Source organism: Wolbachia endosymbiont (group B) of Chorthippus parallelus (assembly GCF_947251815.1).
Lineage (GTDB): Bacteria > Pseudomonadota > Alphaproteobacteria > Rickettsiales > Anaplasmataceae > Wolbachia.
Genome location: NZ_OX366390.1, coordinates 66,047 through 86,301 on the forward strand (window position 1 = coordinate 66,047; position 20,255 = coordinate 86,301).

Below are 20,255 nucleotides of genomic sequence, written 5' to 3' on the forward strand. Positions count from 1 at the left end.
CAGCAATTTATTGATAAAATCTCAAAAATAGAACATTCCAGCATCTTATATATAGATAAAGCAGGAGTTGATAATAAGTTATACCGAGAATATGGACGTGCTCCAAGAGGAAAGAAAATTTATGAAGATATTCCAGCGAGAGAGAATCAGTATAGTAGCCGGGTGGATTGGAAAGAGATTTATTGCACCAATGACTTTCAAAGGTGGGTGTGACAAAGAGGTATTCAATATATGGCTGGAGAAGATGTTATTACCTCAATTGCCACTTGGCACAACCATAGTTATGGATAATGCTACATTTCATAAGACTCCTACAACAAGGTCATTAATAGAATCTTTTGGCTGTCATTTGCTCTATCTTCCAACATATTCACCAGATTTGAATCCCATAGAACACTGTTGGCATAACATCAAAAGCCGCCTCAGACCTCTAATGTATAAATATACAGACTTACAACTTTTGGTTGGTAATGCCATAATGGAACTTTATCATCCATTTTAGAAAATACTATAGTGTTGAGTTTTCGCTCGCAATTTTTCCACAAACGCCTGCATTTTTCCAGCCAAGCAAAAGAGCGCTCGACAACCCATCTTTTCGGCAATACAGCAAAAGTGTGTAATTCGCTTCGCTTTATTACTTCAACATTGGCACCAATAGTTGCCTTTATTTGTGTTGCAAAATTTTCTCCATTGTAGCCAGCATCAACCAATATATTTTTAACTTCAGAGAGGGTTTCTTTAGCATTTCCGACCATTTTCACAGCACTGCTGCGGTCAGTTATTTCTGCAGTTGTTACATAAATTGCGTGTGGTAACCCTTGAGTATCTACTGCAATATGGCGCTTTATTCCTGAAATTTTTTTACCAGCATTGTAGCCCTTATTCTCAGCGGTATCTGCGTTTTTTACGCTCTGAGCATCAATTATACAAAAGCTGGTTTTCTCTTTCCTCCCATTGCCAATACGGACCTCTCCAACTAATTTTTTTTAATACACGTTCCAAAATACTTTCTGTACCTTCGCTTGATTTTTCACTCCATTTTTTTAAATAATCATAACAACTTCGCCATTTTGGAAAATCTTTTGGCAGCATTCTCCACTGGCAGGCGCTTTTTAGGATGTATAGTACTCCACAAAATACATCATATAAGTCAAGTTTTCTTGGTTTTGTTTTCTTCCTGCTACTCTCCAGAATTGGTCTGATTTTTTCAAATTGTTCTCGACTTATGTCACTTGGGTATAAATTTCTCATATATCTTTGTCCATATACATCATCTCCTACTTTATTCCTTTCTTGAGATCATGTACAGGTTCTTAGGTGAACTACCAAAATCACTATCTACACTTGGTCCACCCGTCCCTACTTTTTCTTCAAGAGTTTGTGGTTTCATAGCTGGCACACGCGCAGGATCAATGGATAGCTTATATTTAACTTTACCTGTATCTTCATCTTTATATTCGCTGATTAAAGAGCTCTCCATTACTTTATTCATAACGCAATAAGCAATGTCTGGATAAAAAAAGTCTATTGCATATATTTGTTTGGCACCATATGGTGGCAGATCTCTTTCTGCAATATCATTTTTTACATCACGAAATACTTTTGTACCACCAAACATCTTATTATTAATATGATCAACTTCTTTTTCATTTAAAAACTCTATGTAACTACCACAATCAATAACAGGAGCTAAAAATGATTGCAGGATTGATAAAAGCAACATGGAAAATATTGAAATTATCATAGATAGCACAAATTTACAGTAACACTCCTGGCCACAGTAAGGAAAACAGTACAGATAGAAAGTACCGAAGCTACGAGCAAGTAAGAAAGTTACATGTTATGTTAAGTATGAATAGTAAAAAAGCTATAGCTGCAAGATACAGTAATGGCGTCTACTCTGACCACTATGGAGCTTGCTTGAAGAAGTTAATTTTCAGCACAAAATAAAAGCATTATATGCAGATAGGGCATACGATAGGCACAAACTTTATAAATTGTGTAAGAAATACGATATAAAGACAAAAGTTCTACCAAAAAAGGACGCAGCAGAACATTCAAAAATAGATTATTGTCTGACAGAAATGCTGCTATTAGGTTAATAAAATTATATGGACAAGATGGTGTAAAAGAGTGGAAAAAGGAAGCAATTTATGGAAAAAGATCTTACATAGAAGGATTTTTCTCAAGGTTGAAGCAAGTATTTGTTTAGGAATAAATCTGAAGTAAATTGTGAAAAAGAATTACTAATTAAGTGCTATTTGCTTAACAAATTCACTGATATTGGTATGGCTAAATTTGAAATCATTACATAAATTTGTCGTAAACCATCACTGCTTAAGGTGCTATGCAACAAAGCCCACTGGGATCCAGCCTTTACTTACCAACAAAAACTTAGCATAACTTTCATGCTCAAAAAATTCCTGAATTCCAACATCAAGTGCTGGAATGATACCGTCATACCTGTTGGAATATGGATGTAGCCTTACCTCACACTCCTGTCATCCCAGTATCTTTATTTTTCATTCAAGTAGCTGACACTGGGATCCAGGAAATTTGATTGGATATTAAGTTTATGAGCATAGAAGCAGCTAATTTTATGTTAAAACACAACATTTTTGATGAGGCTGTATTAAGAGATGGATCCCAGTGTCAGCTACTTGAATGGCACCTTTGCTATCTTCAAAAATGAATGCTCGTACAGCTGTGTGTCAGCTACTTACATAACGCCTCTCTAAAATTACTTTAGTTACAAATATTAAGAAATTTACTAAACGAAGAAAAAAGGCAAAAGAATCCCCGTGTGACGAGTTTTAATAATTTAAATTGATAATGTACTAACAAGCGCGATTTGGCTGAATGTAGAAAAAATAAAAAAGACATACAGCCGCTATAATTTTTGTGTAATTTGCCAATAAATATCTGAATTTTGTCATTGAGCCTGCAGGTCAAAAACAAGGATAAATACTCTTAGTATCATAGTAAAGGGAATGACGAAATTTGTAAAGTAGTTTTTACTCAAATGACGCCCAGGCAAAAACTATATGGTTATGCAAAAACCTATTTTTAAAACTGTTAATGTAATATAGAAAAAACCTCACCTTCATTAATAATAGATTACTTACCAATCGGATAATCACCAGTGAAACAAGCATCGCAATATTGCGGTGTAGCGTTGTTACGTTTTTCTTCTTTAACAGCCCTGTATAGTCCATTAATACTCAAGAAGGCTAGGCTATCTATTCCTATAACTTCCTTAATTTCCTCTACAGATTTATTTGCAGCAATTAAATCTTTGCACTCTGGCGTATCTATTCCATAAAAACAAGAATGCTTAATTGGTGGGCTTGAAATTTTGAGGTGAATCTCTTTTACTCCTGCATCCTTTAGCATAACTATTATGTTTGTTAACGTACTACCACGCACTATACTATCATCTATTAAAATTATGTTTTTGCCTTTCAAAGTGTGCTTATTAGCATTGAATTTTAATTTTATTCTAACTTTACGTACTTCAGCGGTGGGTTGTATAAAAGTTCTTCCTATGTAATGATTACGAATTATCCCCAGTTCCATAGGTAATCCTGAATGCTTTGCATATCCAATAGCTGCAGGTATTCCAGAATCAGGTATTGGTACAACCATATCTACATTGTTTTTTGGTGGGCTCTCTTCTGCAAGTATTCTTCCTATTTCTTTTCTTATATCATATATGGACCTATTCTCCATTATGCTGTCTGGTCTCGAAAAGTAAACGTATTCAAAAATACAAAAACTTGATTTTTGCTGTGGGAAAGGAAACATTGAGGCTAGCTTACTATCCGAACTGATGGTAACTAATTCGCCTGGTTCTATTTCTCTAACAAACTCTGCATTTATTATATCAAGAGCACAAGTTTCAGATGTAAGAACGTAAGAACCGTTTAACTTTCCTAAAACAAGAGGCCTGATTCCAGATGGATCACGTACTCCAATAACTACTTCTTGATTGATTGCCACAAAAGAATAAGCACCTTGTATTTGCTTTAATGCATATATAAAACTCTCTAAAAAGCTATCTTTTTCACCGCTTGCTGTCAGATGCACTACTACTTCTGTATCAATATCTGACTGAAAAACGCACTCTTGTTTGATTAATTGTTCGCGTATCGGAGAAATATTAATTAAATTACCATTATGTGCTATGGCAAAATCCCCAAATTTGCCACTTTTGCCAAACATGGGCTGCACTCCAAATTTACTACCACTTGTTGAGTATCGAACATGACCTATTGCACAATCTCCAGGTAAGGATTTCTTTATTTCATCTATATCATCAAATACACTGCTCACTTGACCTTGAAAGTGATAAGAGTGCAGCTTATCGTTGTTACTGGTTACTACGCCAAAAGACTCTTGACCTCTATGCTGCAAAGCGTGGAGAGCAAGTATAGAGTTAAAAGCAGCACTTTGGTTGTAACTTATACCAAATACCCCACACTCCTCATGTACTTCATCAAGCATGAAAAATATTAAATAAAGCCTGATTGTACTTTAGTAGAGGCAAAGTACAAGAATTTTATTTGTTAATCCCTTTCAAAGTTGAAGCTTTCTACGGTAGTTTTGATGTATACCAGAAAGTAGGTTATGTGCAATTAACCAATTTTGAGATTTTTGACAATTTTTTAGTACTGAAGAGAAAAAGATATTTTTATTGACTTATCTATGTATTAAAGTAATCACTAAAAAGTTTTAGTGGTTATGGTATATAATATGTCTAAGCAAGTAGGTAAACAAGGTGAAAGTAATCTTATTTTAGAGCCTGAACAGTTCTCTAACAGCTTCTTCAATAGTCAACAGAGTAGTTCATCAAATCCAAAATTACCGACTATAAGTCGTAAAGATAGGCATATGGATTTAACCAAGAAAAGGTACGCAAAAAACAAAGATGTTGCAGAATATCTAAGGAGTTATGACTTTGTTAAAAGAGCAGAGGAATTGTCAATAATTTATCTTTTTGAGCGAGACCCATCTTCTACGAAATTGCAAATACCATTGACTACAGATGAACAAATTCTAGTTAAAAAATTTTGTGATGAGATGATAAAAGGTATAACAGAACACGATGAGCAAGAAAGCGTTTTAAAGTACATGGAATGCATAATAGAGGATTATTTAAATCAAGGAATAAGATTAAACTCATATTACGGTAAGGATAATAAGACTGTAACAAATTTTATATTTGAAAAAATGGAAGAATTAATTAATCGCTTTCATGCAAATCCACACAATTCAACTACAAAAAATATCATACAAAAGATCACTCGTAATTTAGTGTTAAAAGTGGGGTAGAAAAAGGATTATCTTTTTACAGCGATATTGAAGGCGGATATTACGGCTCTAATTATTTAAACGATCTTAACGAACAATGTAAGAGTAAGAAAAAAATGCTAGAGGGTCTAGCATATGAAGGTATTGTGAAAGAAAATAACAAGCAAATTGATAAATATGATCTTGAAGTAGAAGTAGATAATAAATATTTTTATATTAAGTATCCACAAGGTAGTATTGTTGAAACTGCAAGAACTTTAAATAATGAAAAAGCTAAGGATTTAGAAGTTGGCATATTTCAGATTGAGGAAAGTATAGTAAAAGTTGAAATTACAGAAGATGGAAAAAGAAATTACACAGATATCTTAAAAGGTGGTATTGAAATATTTTTTACTACTAAAATAGGAGAGATTAGTATTTATCTACGGAAAGATGGTAACAAAATGGTAGTAGAAATTGATGAGAAAAGCAAAATAAGGTTTAGCAAGTTAGAAAACAAATCAAGCTTTGGAGGGAATTGTCTTATACAGGGGAAAAGTGTTTTAGAAGTTATGGGCAAGAGTTTTGAAAATATTCCTGAGGAGTTAACTCAGACTATTAAAAACGTTCCATCTACTAGTCTTATGCAAACATGTTTACAACAACAAGAAAACTCTAGTAGGGAATTAAATTAATGTATTTTTAGGATAAGAATTAAGAAGTTAATTATAAACATTCATACGCATTCGATTGGAGTAGAGGATATGGGGCAGCAATTAGCACAAGGACTAAAGGCAAATATGGTTGTCAAATAGTGATTGATTAAATCAATTTAGAGAAGTAAATAGCAGCTTTGCAGCTTGTTTTTATGAACAAAGATAAAACGTTGTAGCCAAGTGCGCTTTCAGCATTGTGCTGAATTGCAATATCTCTGTGTTCTAACTCCTCATCACGAAACTTACTTATAGTTTCTCTTAATTCCCCATCTTCTAAATGTAAGACCTGCTTCTTGTAATGCTCTCCGATCACCTCTTCAACTGCAGCAGTGCAAGCCATAGCAGCTTTTTTACCCATCATAGCAGTTACAACACCAAGTGACACCCCTAAAACATTCCAAACTGGCAACAAAACAGTAGGACGAACTCTTTGCTCCTTGATTTTCTCATTAAAATAGTGGAAATGTTTTTTTTCCTGCTCCTCCATTTCAATTATTTTGTCAATTATGGAAGATTTTTTAAGAATAAATTTTTGACCGGAATAAATGCAAATGGCTCCATATTCGCCAGCATGATTTACTCTAATTGCTCGTTCTAAAAAATTTCCTTTCAATTTTTTTATATTGCTTTCCAATGTCTCCTCCCTTTATTTCTGCATTAGTACTACTATAAACCAACATATTATAGAGTAAATAAAATTCCATGCGTACATTGCACAAACATTGTGATTACAGAACTCAAGCAGCTATAGCAACGGCAAGAGTTACTTGACGGACTCCTCCATTCTCCTTAAAATAAGGGTGAAGATATATTATTTATCTTCAGTCTGTGCAGATAAAGCGACAAAAAGCTCAATATACTTGATGTTTAATTTTTTGCACTATGTGCACTCTATGTCTTTATAAAACTTTTACCCACATAAGCTAAAATGCGCTTATCAAAGGATTTAACACAATGAAAAACGCCAATTAAAAAAATAGGTAGTAGCTGATAGATTTTCTTTTGCCTTTTTCTCTGTTTAGTAGATTTTTTAATATTTAATTCAATTAGCCGGTACTAAGATGATAACGAGTAGTAAGCTAAACATCCGTGTAGTTATTGGTATTATCAAGATATTCCCTAATCTTCTTCAAATCTTCCCAAGCTAAGCGTTTTTGTGCTGGTTGACGAAGTAGATAGGCTGGATGAAATATAGCGGCTGTAGTAATTGAATGAGATAAATATTGGTTAGTATAAGTATGAAATCTGCCACGCAAGTTCGATATAGTCTTTGTGTTATCAAGAAGGCTATAACATGCAATTCCTCCGACAAAAATCAGAATTTGCGGTAAAATAAGAGCAATGTGCTTCTCAACAAATGGTCTGCACATATCAAGCTCTAGGTCAGTTGGTTTTCTATTACCTGGTGGACGCCAAAACACCGCGTTGCTTATGTACACCTTAGTGCGGTCCAAACTAATTGCACTGAGCATCTTATCAAGCAGCATTCCGCTTGCACCACAAAATGGTATGCCTTTAAGGTCTTCATTTGCTCCTGGTGCTTCACCAACAAGCATGATTTTTGCATTTGGATTACCATCGGAAAAAACAGTATTAGTTGCAGTTTTTTTTATTTCACAACCCTCAAATGACTTAACTGCACTTCTTAGTTCATCTACACTACCACATTCACTTGCAAGTTTCCTTGCTTCAATGATCCAGTCACTTGGGAACATGGCTTTTTTCTGCTCGATGACAGAAGACTGTACAGCTCTCTCATTTTCCATTTTTTTTTCCTCTTCACTTTCAGTTAGTGTGCAATCAACTCCCACTTCATGATAGAACTTCAACAATTCTAGATCTTCATTGCTCATAGTGTCTCTTAACCTTTTGTGCTTTTTTCATAGCCAAATCATACTTCAACTTAGATAAATGTCTAATGTATAATATACCATTTAAGTGATCCAATTCATGCTGAATACACCTTGCAAGCCAACCACTAGCTTTTAGCGTCTGTTCTTCGTTATTTAAGTTTTTATATTTTACAGTTAAATATTTTGGACGCTTGATTTCATGGCTTTGCTCCGGAATTGAAAGACATCCTTCGCTCATAATCACTTGTTCATCGGATAATTCCTTAACTTCAGGATTAATCATGCAAAACTTACCAACTGAATCATATCCTACTAACTCATCTCCAGCCTTTTCTGTCTGAACGTCCATGACAAAAATTCTCTTCAGCACTCCAACTTGTACTGCAGCAAGACCAAGACCTTCTGCATCGTACATAGTTTCGAACATGTCGTTTACTAATTCTTTAATTTTATCGGTTATATCTGTTACTTCACTGGCGCGTGTAGTTAATCTTTCGTCAGGGGCAATTACAATTGGTAACTTAGACATAAAAATTGTAATTCTGTGTTTTATTTTTCTTTTTGTCTAGGTATATTAAAATGTTGCTACATTTATGATAGAAATATAAATTCATTCAGGGAAGCTACAATTTAAATGGAATCGCATCATAAGGTCAACCAATGTACTCTGCAGTAATAACAAAACCAAAGCAGAATGTTTTTGCTGTTTTAGACGTGGGTACAACAAAAATTATCTGTCTCATTGTTAAAATCAATAGCAATTTTAGCTATAAAATAATAGGAGTGGGTTATAAAAGTGCAGAAGGTATAAATGGTGGATCAATAACTGACGCAAAGCATGCAAGTTACTCTATTTCATCAACTGTAGGTTTAGCTGAACAAGTATCAGAAGAGACTATAGACCAGATATATGTGAATGTGGCTGGATGTGGGATTTCGTCTTTTAACGTACATAACGAAATAATTGCAGCTAATCACGAAATTTTAGACCGAGATATAAAACGTGTAGTCTTTCAGACATTTGAGAAATATATCGAAGAAAATGTTATAATTCACAATATACCACTTAAATATCACTTAGATGATATGACTGACATAAAGGAGGTCAGTGGATTATATGGAAAAAGATTGTCTGCTGATGTTAATGTTGTCACTGCTTCGCGTCCAGCTCTTACCAACATTGAAAATTGCATAACTAATAATAGTGGGATAAGTATGGCTGGTTGTGTTGCTTCTGCATATTCTGCAGGTCTTGCTTGTCTAAGTGAAGATGAAAAAGAGCTAGGAACTGCCGTTGTTGACATAGGAGGTGGATGCACTGCAATTGGAATTTTTAAGAGAGGAAAACTTGTGTACACAAGCAGCATTCCAATTGGTGGCATTCACATTACCCGAGATATAGCTTATGGACTATGCACAAGTATAGAGCATGCTGAACGCATAAAAATACTATACGGTAGCACTATTGTAACTTCAATAGATGAGAATGAATGTATTGCAGTGCAAAGTAATGAAAGCGATGAACCAACTCAAGTGTTTAAGTCTGAACTTGTTAACATCATAAGACCAAGGGTTGAGGAAATACTTGAGCTGATAAGAGAACAATTTCAAGAACAGAAAGATCCAATTAATAAAGTAGTGATCACAGGTGGAACCAGTCAACTCACAAGCATGAAAGAAATTGCAAGCTATATATTCAATAAACAAGTCCGTATCGGATGCCCTGAATCTTGTAGCGGTCTTGATGGCGAATACGACAAAAATCCTGTATTTTCTGCTGCTTTAGGCTCTATAAAGCTAATAGTTGACACCTTTTATAGAAATAATTCTGGAATGCTTGGTCACGATGGCAAAATAAGTAAGTTATACCATTGGGTTAAATCAAAAGTCACAGTCTAGATTTTTGTCTTTATCTCTTAATATACAAATGGCTTGATCTAGGAGCTTATTTTTATAGTATTATTACACTTATGTATCCGTAAGAGAAGCAGAAAATTACAATAAAACGTAAGAAACATGAACATAACTATACATTCACAAGAAGATTTTGACTTTATGCGTAAAGCTGGCAGGCTTGCAGCTGAAACCCTTGATTTTATTGCACCACACGTCAAAGTAGGCGTAACAACTAATGAATTAAATGATCTATGTCATGATTTTATAATCAATGCAGGTGCAATTCCAGCACCACTGAATTATAAGGGATATCCGAAATCAATTTGTACTTCGAAAAATGCTGTTGTATGTCATGGTATTCCTGATGATAAACCTCTTAAAGATGGAGATATTTTAAATATTGACGTTACAGTGATTTTAAATGGCTGGTATGGTGATACAAGTCGCATGTTTTGGACCGGTAAACCCTCAATAAAAGCAAAGCGTTTGTGTAATGCTGCCTACAATGCGCTAATGGAAGCGATAAAACAAGTTAAGCCCGGCAATAAGTTAAATGAAATAGGATTTGCTATAGAAAAATATATTGAAGATTTTGGATATTCTATCGTACGCAATTATTGTGGACATGGCATAGGAAAGGTTTTTCATGCTCCACCAAATGTTGTACATTTTTATGATGAAGGTGAGGATCTTATCTTAAAAGAAGGCATGTTTTTTACGGTAGAACCAATGATCAATGCTGGAAAACATGAAACTCTGCTCAGCAAGCTAGATGGCTGGACAGTGACAACACGTGATCTTTCACTTTCTGCACAGTTTGAGCATACGCTTGGAGTCACAAAAGATGGAGTTGAAATATTTACACTATCACCTAAAAATTGGCATTTTCCACCTTATGATTAGATTTTTTAAACACTTGGTTTTTGAAAAAATCTAACTCTTAACTTGTGATATAGCAACTAACCCAATTAGTGCACAGAAAATCATGTAAAAACTTGCTAAAGTTCCTTGTCCTGTAACTTTGATAATAGTTGTGCATATAAATGGTGCAAGACCACCAAAAAATCCCGAAGCTATATTTCTTGATAAACCAAATCCACTGTATCGTACCTTTATTGGGAATAATTCGCACATAAACGCGCTAACAGGACCAAGAGAAGCAGCTATTGGGATTATAAAAAGAACGTGCGCCATTATGGTGAGCAAATTATTACCACTTAGTATCATTGAAAAAACTGGATAACTTACTACTATAAAAGTCACAAATGCAAATTTCATGACTCTTTCTCTCCCTACCTTATCAGAAAGTATTGCAAATAGTATAGTCAATCCTCCAAGTGCAACCTGATTCAATATTTCTACTGCGTGATTAAAGTGAGTGTTTATTGTTGATGCAAGTAGATTAAAAAACACTAAATATATGTAAAGAGATGCATTCTCAACTATGTCAACTCCAATTGATATTAGAAAAGGTTTTTTATAGCCATTTAACAGTTCTTTTAACGGTAATTCATGTGGCTTTTCCTGCTTTTTATATTCTGGGCTTTCATCGAGTATATATCTCATATATATACTGATTAATCCTATTACAAAACTGAAAATAAAAGGCAATCTCCATCCCCAAGATTCAAAATCGGATACTTTTTTGCATATAAGCACCACTATAAGACTTAATATTGAGCCAAGAATTGCGCTCAATACTTCAATACTGCCAAAGAATCCTCTTTTATTTTTAGGAGCATGCTCTATTAAAAATGGGGCATTTCCTGCCTCTCCTCCAAGAGATATACCCTGCAATAATCTTAAACATACCACCAGTACTGATGCGAGTACCCCAATGTTCTGATAGCCTGGAACAAATGCAATAAGTACGGTTGATAGAGTCATCAATATGATAGAGAGAAATAGAGCAATCCTTCTTCCATATTTATCGCCAATGTGGCCAAATATAGCAGCACCAATTGGTCTTATTAAGAAACCCACTGCAAACACTCCAAAAGCTTTAAGTATGCTGACTAATTTGTCGTCTGATGGAAAAAACACATCTCCGATTATGCTTATTAGATGGCTGAAAAGCATGTGATCATACCACAACAAAGTGTTACAAATTAAACTTGATAGTATTACTTTTGTTATTTGTTGCACGAAATCTTCCGTAATTTGTTTGATATTATAGTAATATTACTTACTTTTTCAAACGTGAATTATGTAAATGTTATATTAATAATATTATCTTATTAAATTTTTATATCGTTGATTATATTTAAATATTCTTATACTATACCTATATATTTCCATATATTTTTTGGCGAGAAAGTTATTTTAATTTAAGTGCACAAAGTCTCTTGATATGACACATATTCCAGTTTTGTTGAAAGAGATGCTACTGCAATTGTCACCACACAGTGGTGGTATATATGTGGATGCCACGTTTGGAGCTGGAGGATATAGCAAAGCAATATTGGAATCCGCTGATTGCAAAGTGTATGCAGTTGATAGAGATGAAACAGTTACTAAATTTTATGATGATCTAAATGTTAAATACCCTAATAGAATAAAGTTATTTATTGAAAAGTTTAGTAATATCAAAAATTTATTAGATAGTAATAATATTAAAGGTATCAATGGAATAGTTTTCGACGTTGGAGTTTCATCTATGCAGCTTGATAATGGAGATAGAGGATTCTCATTTCTACGTGATGGCCCACTTAACATGAGCATGGATAACTATTCTCATATGAATGCTTCGACGTTTGTTAACGCTTTACGTGAAGAAGAGATTGCGAACACTATATATAATTATGGGGGTGAGCGTCATTCCCGCAGAATCGCAAGAGCGATAGTAAATGCGCGGAAGAAGAAAATTATCAAAACTACATTTGAACTTGCGGATATTGTACGTTCTGTAGTGTTTCGTGGAAAAAGCAAGATTGACCCTGCAACTAGGACATTTCAGGCAATCAGAATATGGGTAAATGATGAGCTAGGAGAGCTTGAAAAGGGTATTAAAGCTGCATCTGAGATTTTAAGTGAGAACGGCAAATTAATTGTAGTTACTTTTCATTCTTTAGAAGATCGTATAGTCAAAACTGTTTTTAAAGATTTATGTGAACCAGGATCTACTAAAACATTCTCCCTTTTAAATAAAAAAGTGATCAAAGCAAGTTCAGAAGAAATAAATGTAAATCCACGCGCGCGTTCAGCAAAACTGAGAGCTATACAAAGGTTATCATGAGGACCTTTCATGCCATTTCAATAATTATATTTTTATTGTAGGGTTATTTAAGGTAAAATTACACGTTCAATCACTAAATAGAGAACTAGCATAAATAAAGCATAAAATTAATTTAGTGCAAAGCGACATAAAAGTCCTGCAAGCAGAATGGAGTTATTTGAGTAATCTAAAAAAACTTGCAGTCTTACGGAGAAATACCTAAAAAATAACCCTTTGATACTAGCTAGCCAGATTCGACTCTCTGTAGTGTGTTAGCACAACTTAAAACCCAGAATAACAATTAGAACCTATCTTGAAAGGGAAAAAAGAAAAGAATAAGATGCAAAAAATAGGAAGGTGAGTTGTATCTAAGTGATATAAGTGACAAGGCCAAATGTTGCACAAGGGGCGATAACAATTATTAATGCAATAAAATATATAATGAGGGAGTTTAATATAGTTATGCAAGAGGCCTAATTTGAAATATTAACATGAAAAATTGCTTGCGCATATTTCAAATCTAATTATAATTACAATTAGAGATATTTTAAGAGCTCAAAATCTATCTTTGTCTGCAGACTTTTTCTATTAAACAATCAAACTCATTAAATGTAGTGTGTCTTCTTCAGTGTATACACGTATACTTAATCTCTGTCGTATGTGCACTGCATTTTTTTCTAATCTTTTTTACACAGGAGGATTTTATGTCCAGAATTCCAGATATTTGACTTTTACTTTAGCTAAAAACCAATAGGCGCCTATTGTTTAACGCTAATTAAAATAAAAATTTTTCTAATATATAGAAGAATCACTGTTTACTGAAAATGGGATATGATTGCCAAGAAAGCTGCGAATGTCAAAGAATTTTAGGTAAACATTATTTGCTTGACGTATGAGCGTGCTCTCCTTACTGCAAGAACTCTTTAATATATGCTTAACCACTTAAGTCCTTTCAAGATATGTTCTTAGATTTAAGCTTTTAGGTAAACATACTACAATAAAATTTACTTTAGTATAAAATTATTTGCATAAGATTTTGGCAGTCTTTTAACATCTTTTGGCATTTCAATTGTGTATTTTGTGTTGTGTTTCTTTGCGTAAGATATTGCTTTTTCAAGAGAATCAAACTTTAATACAATCTGTTTTTGGGGATCTTTTGAGCCAACCCATCCCATCAAAGGTTCAATATAGTAAGAACAAGGCTCAATTTTTAGGTACCAGAATTTTGTATTACCTAAGCCAGATTGTGTTGCAGTTTTTGTTGGCTTATAAATCTTAAAAACTACTTGATCGTCAATACTCATAGTTCTTACTACGTAATCTTAAGTATATATCTAAATAAATTTTTCCACAAAGAATTAGTGTGAAAGAATGAAGTTTGAAATAAATATTTTTATGTTATATTATTAAATTATATAAAAAGGATTAGCTGAATAGGAGTAATCGATGGCACAGCAAGAAATGGTAACAATTAATGCAGAGTTACGTGATGTAAAAAAAAAGAAAGCGATGCAGGCTCTGAGGGAGAAGGGAAGTATACCTGCAGTTATATATGGTAAAGGGCATGATAACGTAAATTTGACATTGTCTGCAAAGGAATTTACTAAACAATATAAATCAGGTGCTCTTTCTGCACATTTAATAGAACTAGATATTTCAGGGAAAAAAGAATATGCTCTTGTTCGTGATATTCAATGGCATGTAGTAAAGGATACTGTGCAACATGTTGATTTTCAGTTTGTTGATAAAGGTAGTGAAATTAAAATAGATATACCTTTATCATTCATCAATGAAAGTAAATCACCAGGAATCAAATTAGGTGGAGTGCTTAATGTTTTGTGTCGTTCTATTACTGTCAAATGCTCTCCTGAGAAAATACCTCAAGTCATAGAAATTGATTTATCTGGCAAAATGATCGGTCAGTCTATACATATCAATGATATAAAATTACCAGAAGGTGTTAAGTTTGTAGCTCATGAGGAAGAAAATTTCACCATTGTGACAATTTCTGCTGCTGATAGTGATGTTGAAGAGTCTCAAACAAAAACAGAGGAGTAGTGCATTTAATAGCTGGGCTTGGTAATCCTGGTAGTAAATATGAATTAACTCATCATAATATTGGCTTCATAGTTATTGATGCAATTTGCAAGTATTGGAATTTTCAGTCATTTTCTAAGAAAGCTGATTACTTGATAACCTCAGGCATAATTAATAATAATAAAACCATACTGATAAAGCCTTATTCGTTTATGAATAATTCAGGCATTCCTGTTGCAAAAATAAAAAATTTTTACAAATTATCGTTAGATAACATTTTTGTTATACATGATGATGCTGACTTAAAATTTGGAAGAATAAAAGTAAAAAAAGGTGGTAGCTCTGCTGGAAATAATGGACTGAAGTCTATAGATAGCTTTATTGGTAACGATTATTGGCGTTTAAGATTTGGAGTAGGCAGGCCCGAAGGTCAGAAAAGCTTAGCAGATTATGTATTATCAAAATTTGAAAATTTTGATAATGTTATCCTCTTAGTGGAAAAAATAGCAAAAAATATACACCTGATGCTACAAGGAGATAACACAGCTTTTATAAGCTCAGTTGGAAGTGTATAGTAAGGAATACTGCCCAATACAAGCATCTATAGCTAACCGAAGTAAGATTTGCCCAAACACTGAAAGACAAAATCAATAGCCGAATTAATATTGGGCAAAAAGCTTGGCAGTACTTTTCTTATGACATGCTTAATGGCAAACCAGAACTTCTCAATCGGATTTAAATCTGGCGAGTATGGAGGCAAGAACAAAATTTTACACCCAATATTTGCTATCAAATTTTTCGTCCTTGCAGATTTATGAAAGCTTGCTTTATCGAGAACAATAGTCTGTTCAGGTTTTAATATAGGAACAAGTATATTTTCTACATAAGCATCAAAAATCTCGCTGTTGCAGTAGCCTTCAGGAAGCTTTAACTTTTCCTTCATTTAGTGCTCCAATTATTCTTACCCTCTTTCTTTTAAACCCTGGACAAATAACCTCTTACCTTTTTGAGACCACCCATATTCATAAAATCTGTTATCTTCTACTCCAGACTCATCTATGAATATCAAGTTTTCTTTTTCTATTCCTTCTATTTTTTTATGAACTCCTTGGGTTTCTCTTCATTCCTTTCCTGATAAAGAAAAGTTTTTTTTATATGTATAGCTTACTTTTTTAAGATAATTGTAGACTGTATCTTTGCACATGTTGCCAAATTTTTCAATTATTTTTTCAACCGTAATATCTCGGTTTTCATTCAGAAATTTGACAAAGCTATCTAAGTCTTTAATTTTATGACTATGTCCCTTTTGATAGTCTGAAGACGGTTTTATACTTCCTCTTTCTTCTCTTCTTTTCCTCCACTAGTATATAGTTTTCTATCAATTTTTAACATCTTGCTTACTTCTTCCACAAGACCTACTGGGAAACAGTATGGAACTAAATTCAGCGTGAGTTAGGTCAATAGCAGGATCAATTAAAACTTGTGTTTGAGATTTACCAGATCAGCAATTATGTTAAATCTCATGTTGTATTTCTTCTGAAAATTGCGATAGGTATGTGACATGATTTTAAAAACCTTAATTTCATGAATTTTATGCTCCACTCTCATTCTAAATGATGTCAGCTTTCGATTGTGCTCTTTTTGATCATCGGTCAGCGATTTTTTTCGATACCTTTTATATGGAATTACAACGTTACTCTGCAATTTTTGCCACCCCTGATACCCAGAATCAACATACTTGATATTCTCTTTTGACAACATTTTTTCCTGTTTTCGTATCTTAAAATCATGAATTCGACCTCTGTGTGACTTTGACACTGATAGAATTTGCCCATCTTCTTTTATAACAATTTCTGTTTTTATTGTATTTACTCTTTTCTTTCCGGAATAAGACAATTTTCTTTTCTTCCTATCTTTTGATCGTTGTATTGGTTGTTCTGTAACATCTGCTAATATTTTCAAAATTCTTTCTAGCGTCATAGTTCTATCCTTTTTTATTGAGACTTTCTTAGCCAAAAGTGGTTCCATTTTCTTGAGTAATCGGTAGATGCTTGAGTTATGAAAGTTGAATAGTTAGCTCAAGAATCGGTGCGTTATGTAAGTTCGATAATATAGAATTATACAGAGTATTTTGTCTTCCAATACAGGCAGTCTTGACGTTCTTCCATGGCATTTCTTCTGTTCTTGAACTTTTTCCCACTCTGGGCGCATTTTTTCTACAACCTTTTCGAATTCTTCTATTGTCATTTTTTCTCGTCTACCACTTTTAAAACTCGTTCCCTCAGGTCCTCACTATATGGCTTTGGCATCATTCTACCTTCATTAAAGCAGTATTATACCTTTTTACCCCACCCTTTGAGAAAATCTTACTTCGGTTAGCTATAGACTAAACAACAAGTCGCTATTAAAATTTGAAAAGACAATTAAGGATGTTGGAGGAAGATCAAAGCGAAATTCAAAGGTTGTGTTGGAGGTAAAAGAGAAGTACCACTTAGTTCAAAAATAGGACAATTAATTGTTGTAGTTTCGTCCATAATTGTAGGTGCTTTCATTGGTACAATGGTTGGTATGGTCATTGCTGATTTATGTATTGAGCTTTGCGTAATCACCACTGCAGAACCGCTTCTTCTTATCATGGGTGCTACTGCTGTTATAGGAGCTATTGTAGCAGGAACTGCTCCTATGTTAGAGCTAATAAAGATGTTTAAAGGTCAAGAAGGGTCAAATCTTCCTCCTAATGGCGATTTGGAAAATTCCAACACTGAACATGCCTTTCTAAGTAGATCATCAGAGACCATCAGATCTTGACAGAGCGGTACTATAGATGAACGATCAATCACCTTAATACCCTCTTCAATAATCAAGTAACTAAGGAAATTACAGTTACAGATTCAACACATCCACTATTTGGCAGAACATTTCCAATATCTTCTGTCAGCTCAAAAGTCCACAATGTATTTGTTACTTATCGCAATTACATCATTCTACGTATTCCGTTTTCTGCTACCAACTTAGCTAGTAAGCAAAACTTTCTCACCAGCAAGTTAACGTGGTCTTCATTATACGAATTTGTTTCTCTAGCAAAGGAGTATAAATTATGCCATGTAAACCATGTCAAGTGTGGCAGAAAATGTCGCAACGTTTCAAGTCAGAAGTTTTAGAAAATATATTATTAGTGTCCAAAGAGGTTATCTATGAGTACATCAGAGCTAATTACAGCACAGCATTTAGCACGCGAAGCAATAATTTATATCAGACAATCAACACCTCATCAAGCATTGAGCAACCAAGAAAGTTTGGAGTTACAGTATGCACTAAAACAAAGAGCAATTGACCTTGGATGGAAAGCTGATAATGTTGTAATCATTGATAGTGATCTTGGTTTAACTGGTGCTAGTGCTGAAAAGCGTGAAGGGTTTAAAGAGATTGTCACTAAAGTCACTTTATCAAAGGTAGGAATTATTCTCTCCTACGATGTGACTCGCTTATCACGTAATTGTTCTGACTGGTATCCTTTACTGGATATATGTGGCTATAAACAGTGTTTAATAGCTGACCGGGATGGTGTTTATGATCCTGGTACTATTAATGGTCGGCTGTTACTTGGTCTGAAAGGGCAACTTGCTGAAATGGAGTTATCTACTATAAGAGCTAGACTAAATGCTGGACTATTAAATAAAGCAACCAGAGGTGATTTAGCCTTATCTCTCCCAGTTGGTCTTGTTCGTAACATTGATGGTTCTGTGAACAAGGATCCTAACCTTGAAGTTCAGTCTCGTATCAATCTTATTTTTGAAACTTTTCTAGAAAAACGAACAGCATCAAAGGTTTTAAGACATTTTAATGATCATCAACTAACTCTTCCTAGATATAATAATTTCAAAGAACTACAGTGGAAAAAGCCAACTGTTGCAGCAATTACCTCAATACTAAAAAACCCAGCCTATGCTGGAGCATTTGTTTATGGGCGTTCCCGTACTACATACCATAAGCCATCTTCTGCTGACAAAACAACAAAAAAATTACCAATGGAGGAATGGAAAGTTCTGATCAAAGGTAAATACTCAGCTTACATAGATTGGGAAACTTTTACAAAGATTGAGATGATGCTAAAAGATAATTATGCAGAATACGATCGCAATAAAACACGTGGTATAGCAAGACCAGGTGCAGCATTATTACATGGAATAATTTATTGTGGAGAATGTGGACATAAAATGTTGGTACAGTATAAAGGAGGAAATCGTTATTTATGCAACTATCTACGTCAGCAGTATCGTGTACCTGTATGTCAGCTTTTACCAGCTGATATTATTGATAATGAAGTAGTTCCCAAATTTTTTGCTGCACTTGGTCAAATTGAGCTTGATGCTTATACTCAGGCGATTAACTCACAATTGCAATCTGAGCAAGCAATTAATAAAGCACATTTACAACAATTAGAGCGCCTAAAGTACCAAGTTAGATTGGCAGAAAGACAATTTAATCAAGTAGACCCTGACAATCGTCTTGTAGCTGCAGAACTTGAAAGACGCTGGGAGAAAGCATTGAAAGAACTCCAACAAGCAGAAATTATGTTCGAACGTCAGCGTCCAAGTGATCCAACACCTCAATTACCTGAAGAACTGAAAACAGTATTTTTAGATGTAGGCAAAAGATTACCTGAAATTTGGTATAAATCAATTCTATCACGTCAACAACAAAAGTCCTTTCTTCGTTGTCTCATTGATAAAGTGGTAGCACACAGAATCAGACGCGATTGTCTTCAGGTACGCATTATATGGCATGGTGGCGAAACTACTACTTCTCATGTTCCCATTCCAGTAAACTCTTTTCGCGAGTTGACTAAAGCAAAAGAAATGGAACAGTCTATAATAAAGTTAAGTAAAGAAGGTAAAACAGATGCAGAAATTGCTAAGTACTTAGAAAAACAGGGACATCGCTCCCCCACAAAAAACATCGTTTTAGAAAATACAGTAAAAACTATTCGGTTAAAAAATAACATTATGCGAGCAAGGAATCAGTCACATCCGCTTAAAGTATCTGGATATCTTACCGTTCCACAAATTGCAAAAATCCTCAATGTTACTACACATTGGATTTATGATAGAATTAATAATGGTCAAATCAAAGTACGAAAAGATGACAGTAAAACCAGAGGAAAATATTTATTTGAGAATACGCCAGAGACTGTTAGAATCCTTATGGATTTTAAACATGGTAAACTCAACAATCCAAATTTTTTATAGG

19 protein-coding genes and 2 pseudogenes are annotated in these 20,255 nt (G+C 34.1%); 11 read left to right on the forward strand and 10 right to left on the reverse strand.

Features of this window, described 5'->3' with window-relative positions; translation table 11 throughout:
• Positions 1 to 121 precede the first annotated feature (121 nt).
• Entirely contained in the window at positions 122 to 502 is a 381-nt protein-coding gene (locus tag OPS21_RS00360) for a transposase (protein ID WP_264336398.1), read from the forward strand.
• Here OPS21_RS00360 and OPS21_RS00365 read toward each other — a convergent pair.
• Positions 423 to 1,251, reverse strand: a protein-coding gene (locus OPS21_RS00365; protein WP_264336397.1) for an IS5 family transposase whose coding sequence is annotated in 2 segments (ribosomal slippage) — positions 423 to 986 and positions 988 to 1,251 — 828 coding nt in all. Because the reading frame shifts where the segments join, the coding sequence is not laid out codon by codon here. The two genes, OPS21_RS00360 and OPS21_RS00365, sit on opposite strands and share 80 nt — an antisense overlap.
• A gap of 31 nt (positions 1,252 to 1,282) precedes the next feature.
• Entirely contained in the window at positions 1,283 to 1,744 is a 462-nt protein-coding gene (locus tag OPS21_RS00370; protein ID WP_264336396.1) for a hypothetical protein, read from the reverse strand.
• Here OPS21_RS00370 and OPS21_RS08130 point away from each other — a divergent pair.
• Positions 1,695 to 2,315: pseudogene (locus tag OPS21_RS08130) on the forward strand (transposase); the annotation flags it as partial. The gene OPS21_RS00370 and the pseudogene OPS21_RS08130 sit on opposite strands and share 50 nt — an antisense overlap.
• Before the next feature lie 802 nt (positions 2,316 to 3,117).
• Here the strand turns inward: OPS21_RS08130 and purF are convergent.
• The gene (purF, locus tag OPS21_RS00380; protein WP_264336394.1) at positions 3,118 to 4,503 is read right to left on the reverse strand and encodes an amidophosphoribosyltransferase; all 1,386 of its coding nucleotides are present in this window, start codon (positions 4,501 to 4,503) and stop codon (positions 3,118 to 3,120) included.
• A gap of 249 nt (positions 4,504 to 4,752) precedes the next feature.
• On the opposite strand from purF, the gene OPS21_RS00385 reads away from it, so the two are divergent.
• Together OPS21_RS00385 and OPS21_RS00390 are read left to right on the forward strand one after the other, a co-directional pair.
• Positions 4,753 to 5,331 carry a hypothetical protein gene (locus OPS21_RS00385; protein WP_264336393.1) on the forward strand — a complete coding sequence of 193 codons (579 nt, stop codon included), beginning with the start codon at positions 4,753 to 4,755 and terminating at the stop codon, positions 5,329 to 5,331.
• A gap of 95 nt (positions 5,332 to 5,426) precedes the next feature.
• On the forward strand, positions 5,427 to 5,984 hold the full coding sequence (locus OPS21_RS00390) for a hypothetical protein (protein WP_264336392.1): 558 nt from the start codon (positions 5,427 to 5,429) through the stop codon (positions 5,982 to 5,984).
• 127 nt (positions 5,985 to 6,111) lie between these two features.
• Here OPS21_RS00390 and OPS21_RS00395 read toward each other — a convergent pair whose 3' ends face one another.
• The 3 genes from OPS21_RS00395 to def form a co-directional block, all read right to left on the reverse strand.
• A complete protein-coding gene (locus OPS21_RS00395) occupies positions 6,112 to 6,639 on the reverse strand; it encodes a demethoxyubiquinone hydroxylase family protein (RefSeq protein WP_264336391.1) in 528 nt (175 codons plus the stop codon).
• A 445-nt stretch (positions 6,640 to 7,084) separates the two neighbouring features.
• On the reverse strand, positions 7,085 to 7,858 hold the full coding sequence (locus OPS21_RS00400) for a uracil-DNA glycosylase (RefSeq protein ID WP_264330898.1): 774 nt from the start codon (positions 7,856 to 7,858) through the stop codon (positions 7,085 to 7,087).
• Positions 7,848 to 8,387, reverse strand: coding sequence for a peptide deformylase (def, locus tag OPS21_RS00405; protein WP_264330897.1), 540 nt, complete (start codon positions 8,385 to 8,387; stop codon positions 7,848 to 7,850). Before def ends, OPS21_RS00400 begins: the two co-directional genes overlap by 11 nt.
• Before the next feature lie 131 nt (positions 8,388 to 8,518).
• On the opposite strand from def, the gene ftsA reads away from it, so the two are divergent.
• The gene (gene ftsA, locus OPS21_RS00410) at positions 8,519 to 9,757 is read left to right on the forward strand and encodes a cell division protein FtsA (protein WP_264336390.1); all 1,239 of its coding nucleotides are present in this window, start codon (positions 8,519 to 8,521) and stop codon (positions 9,755 to 9,757) included.
• A 117-nt stretch (positions 9,758 to 9,874) separates the two neighbouring features.
• Positions 9,875 to 10,657, forward strand: a complete 783-nt coding sequence (map, locus tag OPS21_RS00415; protein ID WP_213863864.1) for a type I methionyl aminopeptidase — start codon at positions 9,875 to 9,877, stop codon at positions 10,655 to 10,657.
• Between the two features lie 30 nt (positions 10,658 to 10,687).
• On the opposite strand, the gene OPS21_RS00420 is transcribed toward map, so the two are convergent.
• A complete protein-coding gene (locus tag OPS21_RS00420; protein WP_012481950.1) occupies positions 10,688 to 11,899 on the reverse strand; it encodes an MFS transporter in 1,212 nt (403 codons plus the stop codon).
• 205 nt (positions 11,900 to 12,104) lie between these two features.
• On the opposite strand from OPS21_RS00420, the gene rsmH reads away from it, so the two are divergent.
• Positions 12,105 to 12,989 (forward strand): 16S rRNA (cytosine(1402)-N(4))-methyltransferase RsmH, encoded by an 885-nt coding sequence (gene rsmH / locus OPS21_RS00425; protein ID WP_007302319.1) that lies wholly within the window; start codon positions 12,105 to 12,107, stop codon positions 12,987 to 12,989.
• A 983-nt stretch (positions 12,990 to 13,972) separates the two neighbouring features.
• Here rsmH and OPS21_RS00430 read toward each other — a convergent pair.
• Positions 13,973 to 14,272: an ETC complex I subunit gene (locus OPS21_RS00430; protein WP_264336389.1), complete on the reverse strand. Its 300-nt coding sequence runs from the start codon at positions 14,270 to 14,272 to the stop codon at positions 13,973 to 13,975.
• Positions 14,273 to 14,414: 142 nt separating this feature from the next.
• On the opposite strand from OPS21_RS00430, the gene OPS21_RS00435 reads away from it, so the two are divergent.
• Both OPS21_RS00435 and pth read left to right on the forward strand, forming a co-directional pair.
• On the forward strand, positions 14,415 to 15,026 hold the full coding sequence (locus OPS21_RS00435) for a 50S ribosomal protein L25/general stress protein Ctc (protein ID WP_264336388.1): 612 nt from the start codon (positions 14,415 to 14,417) through the stop codon (positions 15,024 to 15,026).
• Complete coding sequence (gene pth, locus OPS21_RS00440) at positions 15,026 to 15,580, forward strand: aminoacyl-tRNA hydrolase (RefSeq protein ID WP_264336387.1); 555 nt, start codon at positions 15,026 to 15,028, stop codon at positions 15,578 to 15,580. The genes OPS21_RS00435 and pth overlap by 1 nt, the downstream gene beginning before the upstream one ends.
• Before the next feature lie 32 nt (positions 15,581 to 15,612).
• On the opposite strand, the gene OPS21_RS00445 is transcribed toward pth, so the two are convergent.
• Entirely contained in the window at positions 15,613 to 15,948 is a 336-nt protein-coding gene (locus OPS21_RS00445) for a transposase (protein WP_264336386.1), read from the reverse strand.
• Between the two features lie 530 nt (positions 15,949 to 16,478).
• Positions 16,479 to 17,243, reverse strand: a pseudogene (locus OPS21_RS00450) (transposase family protein); the annotation flags it as partial.
• A 321-nt stretch (positions 17,244 to 17,564) separates the two neighbouring features.
• Between OPS21_RS00450 and OPS21_RS00455 the strand changes: the two are divergent.
• Both OPS21_RS00455 and OPS21_RS00460 read left to right on the forward strand, forming a co-directional pair.
• Complete coding sequence (locus tag OPS21_RS00455) at positions 17,565 to 17,813, forward strand: hypothetical protein (RefSeq protein WP_264336385.1); 249 nt, start codon at positions 17,565 to 17,567, stop codon at positions 17,811 to 17,813.
• A 386-nt stretch (positions 17,814 to 18,199) separates the two neighbouring features.
• Entirely contained in the window at positions 18,200 to 20,254 is a 2,055-nt protein-coding gene (locus OPS21_RS00460) for a recombinase family protein (protein ID WP_264336378.1), read from the forward strand.
• The last annotated feature ends 1 nt before the right edge of the window (position 20,255 follow it).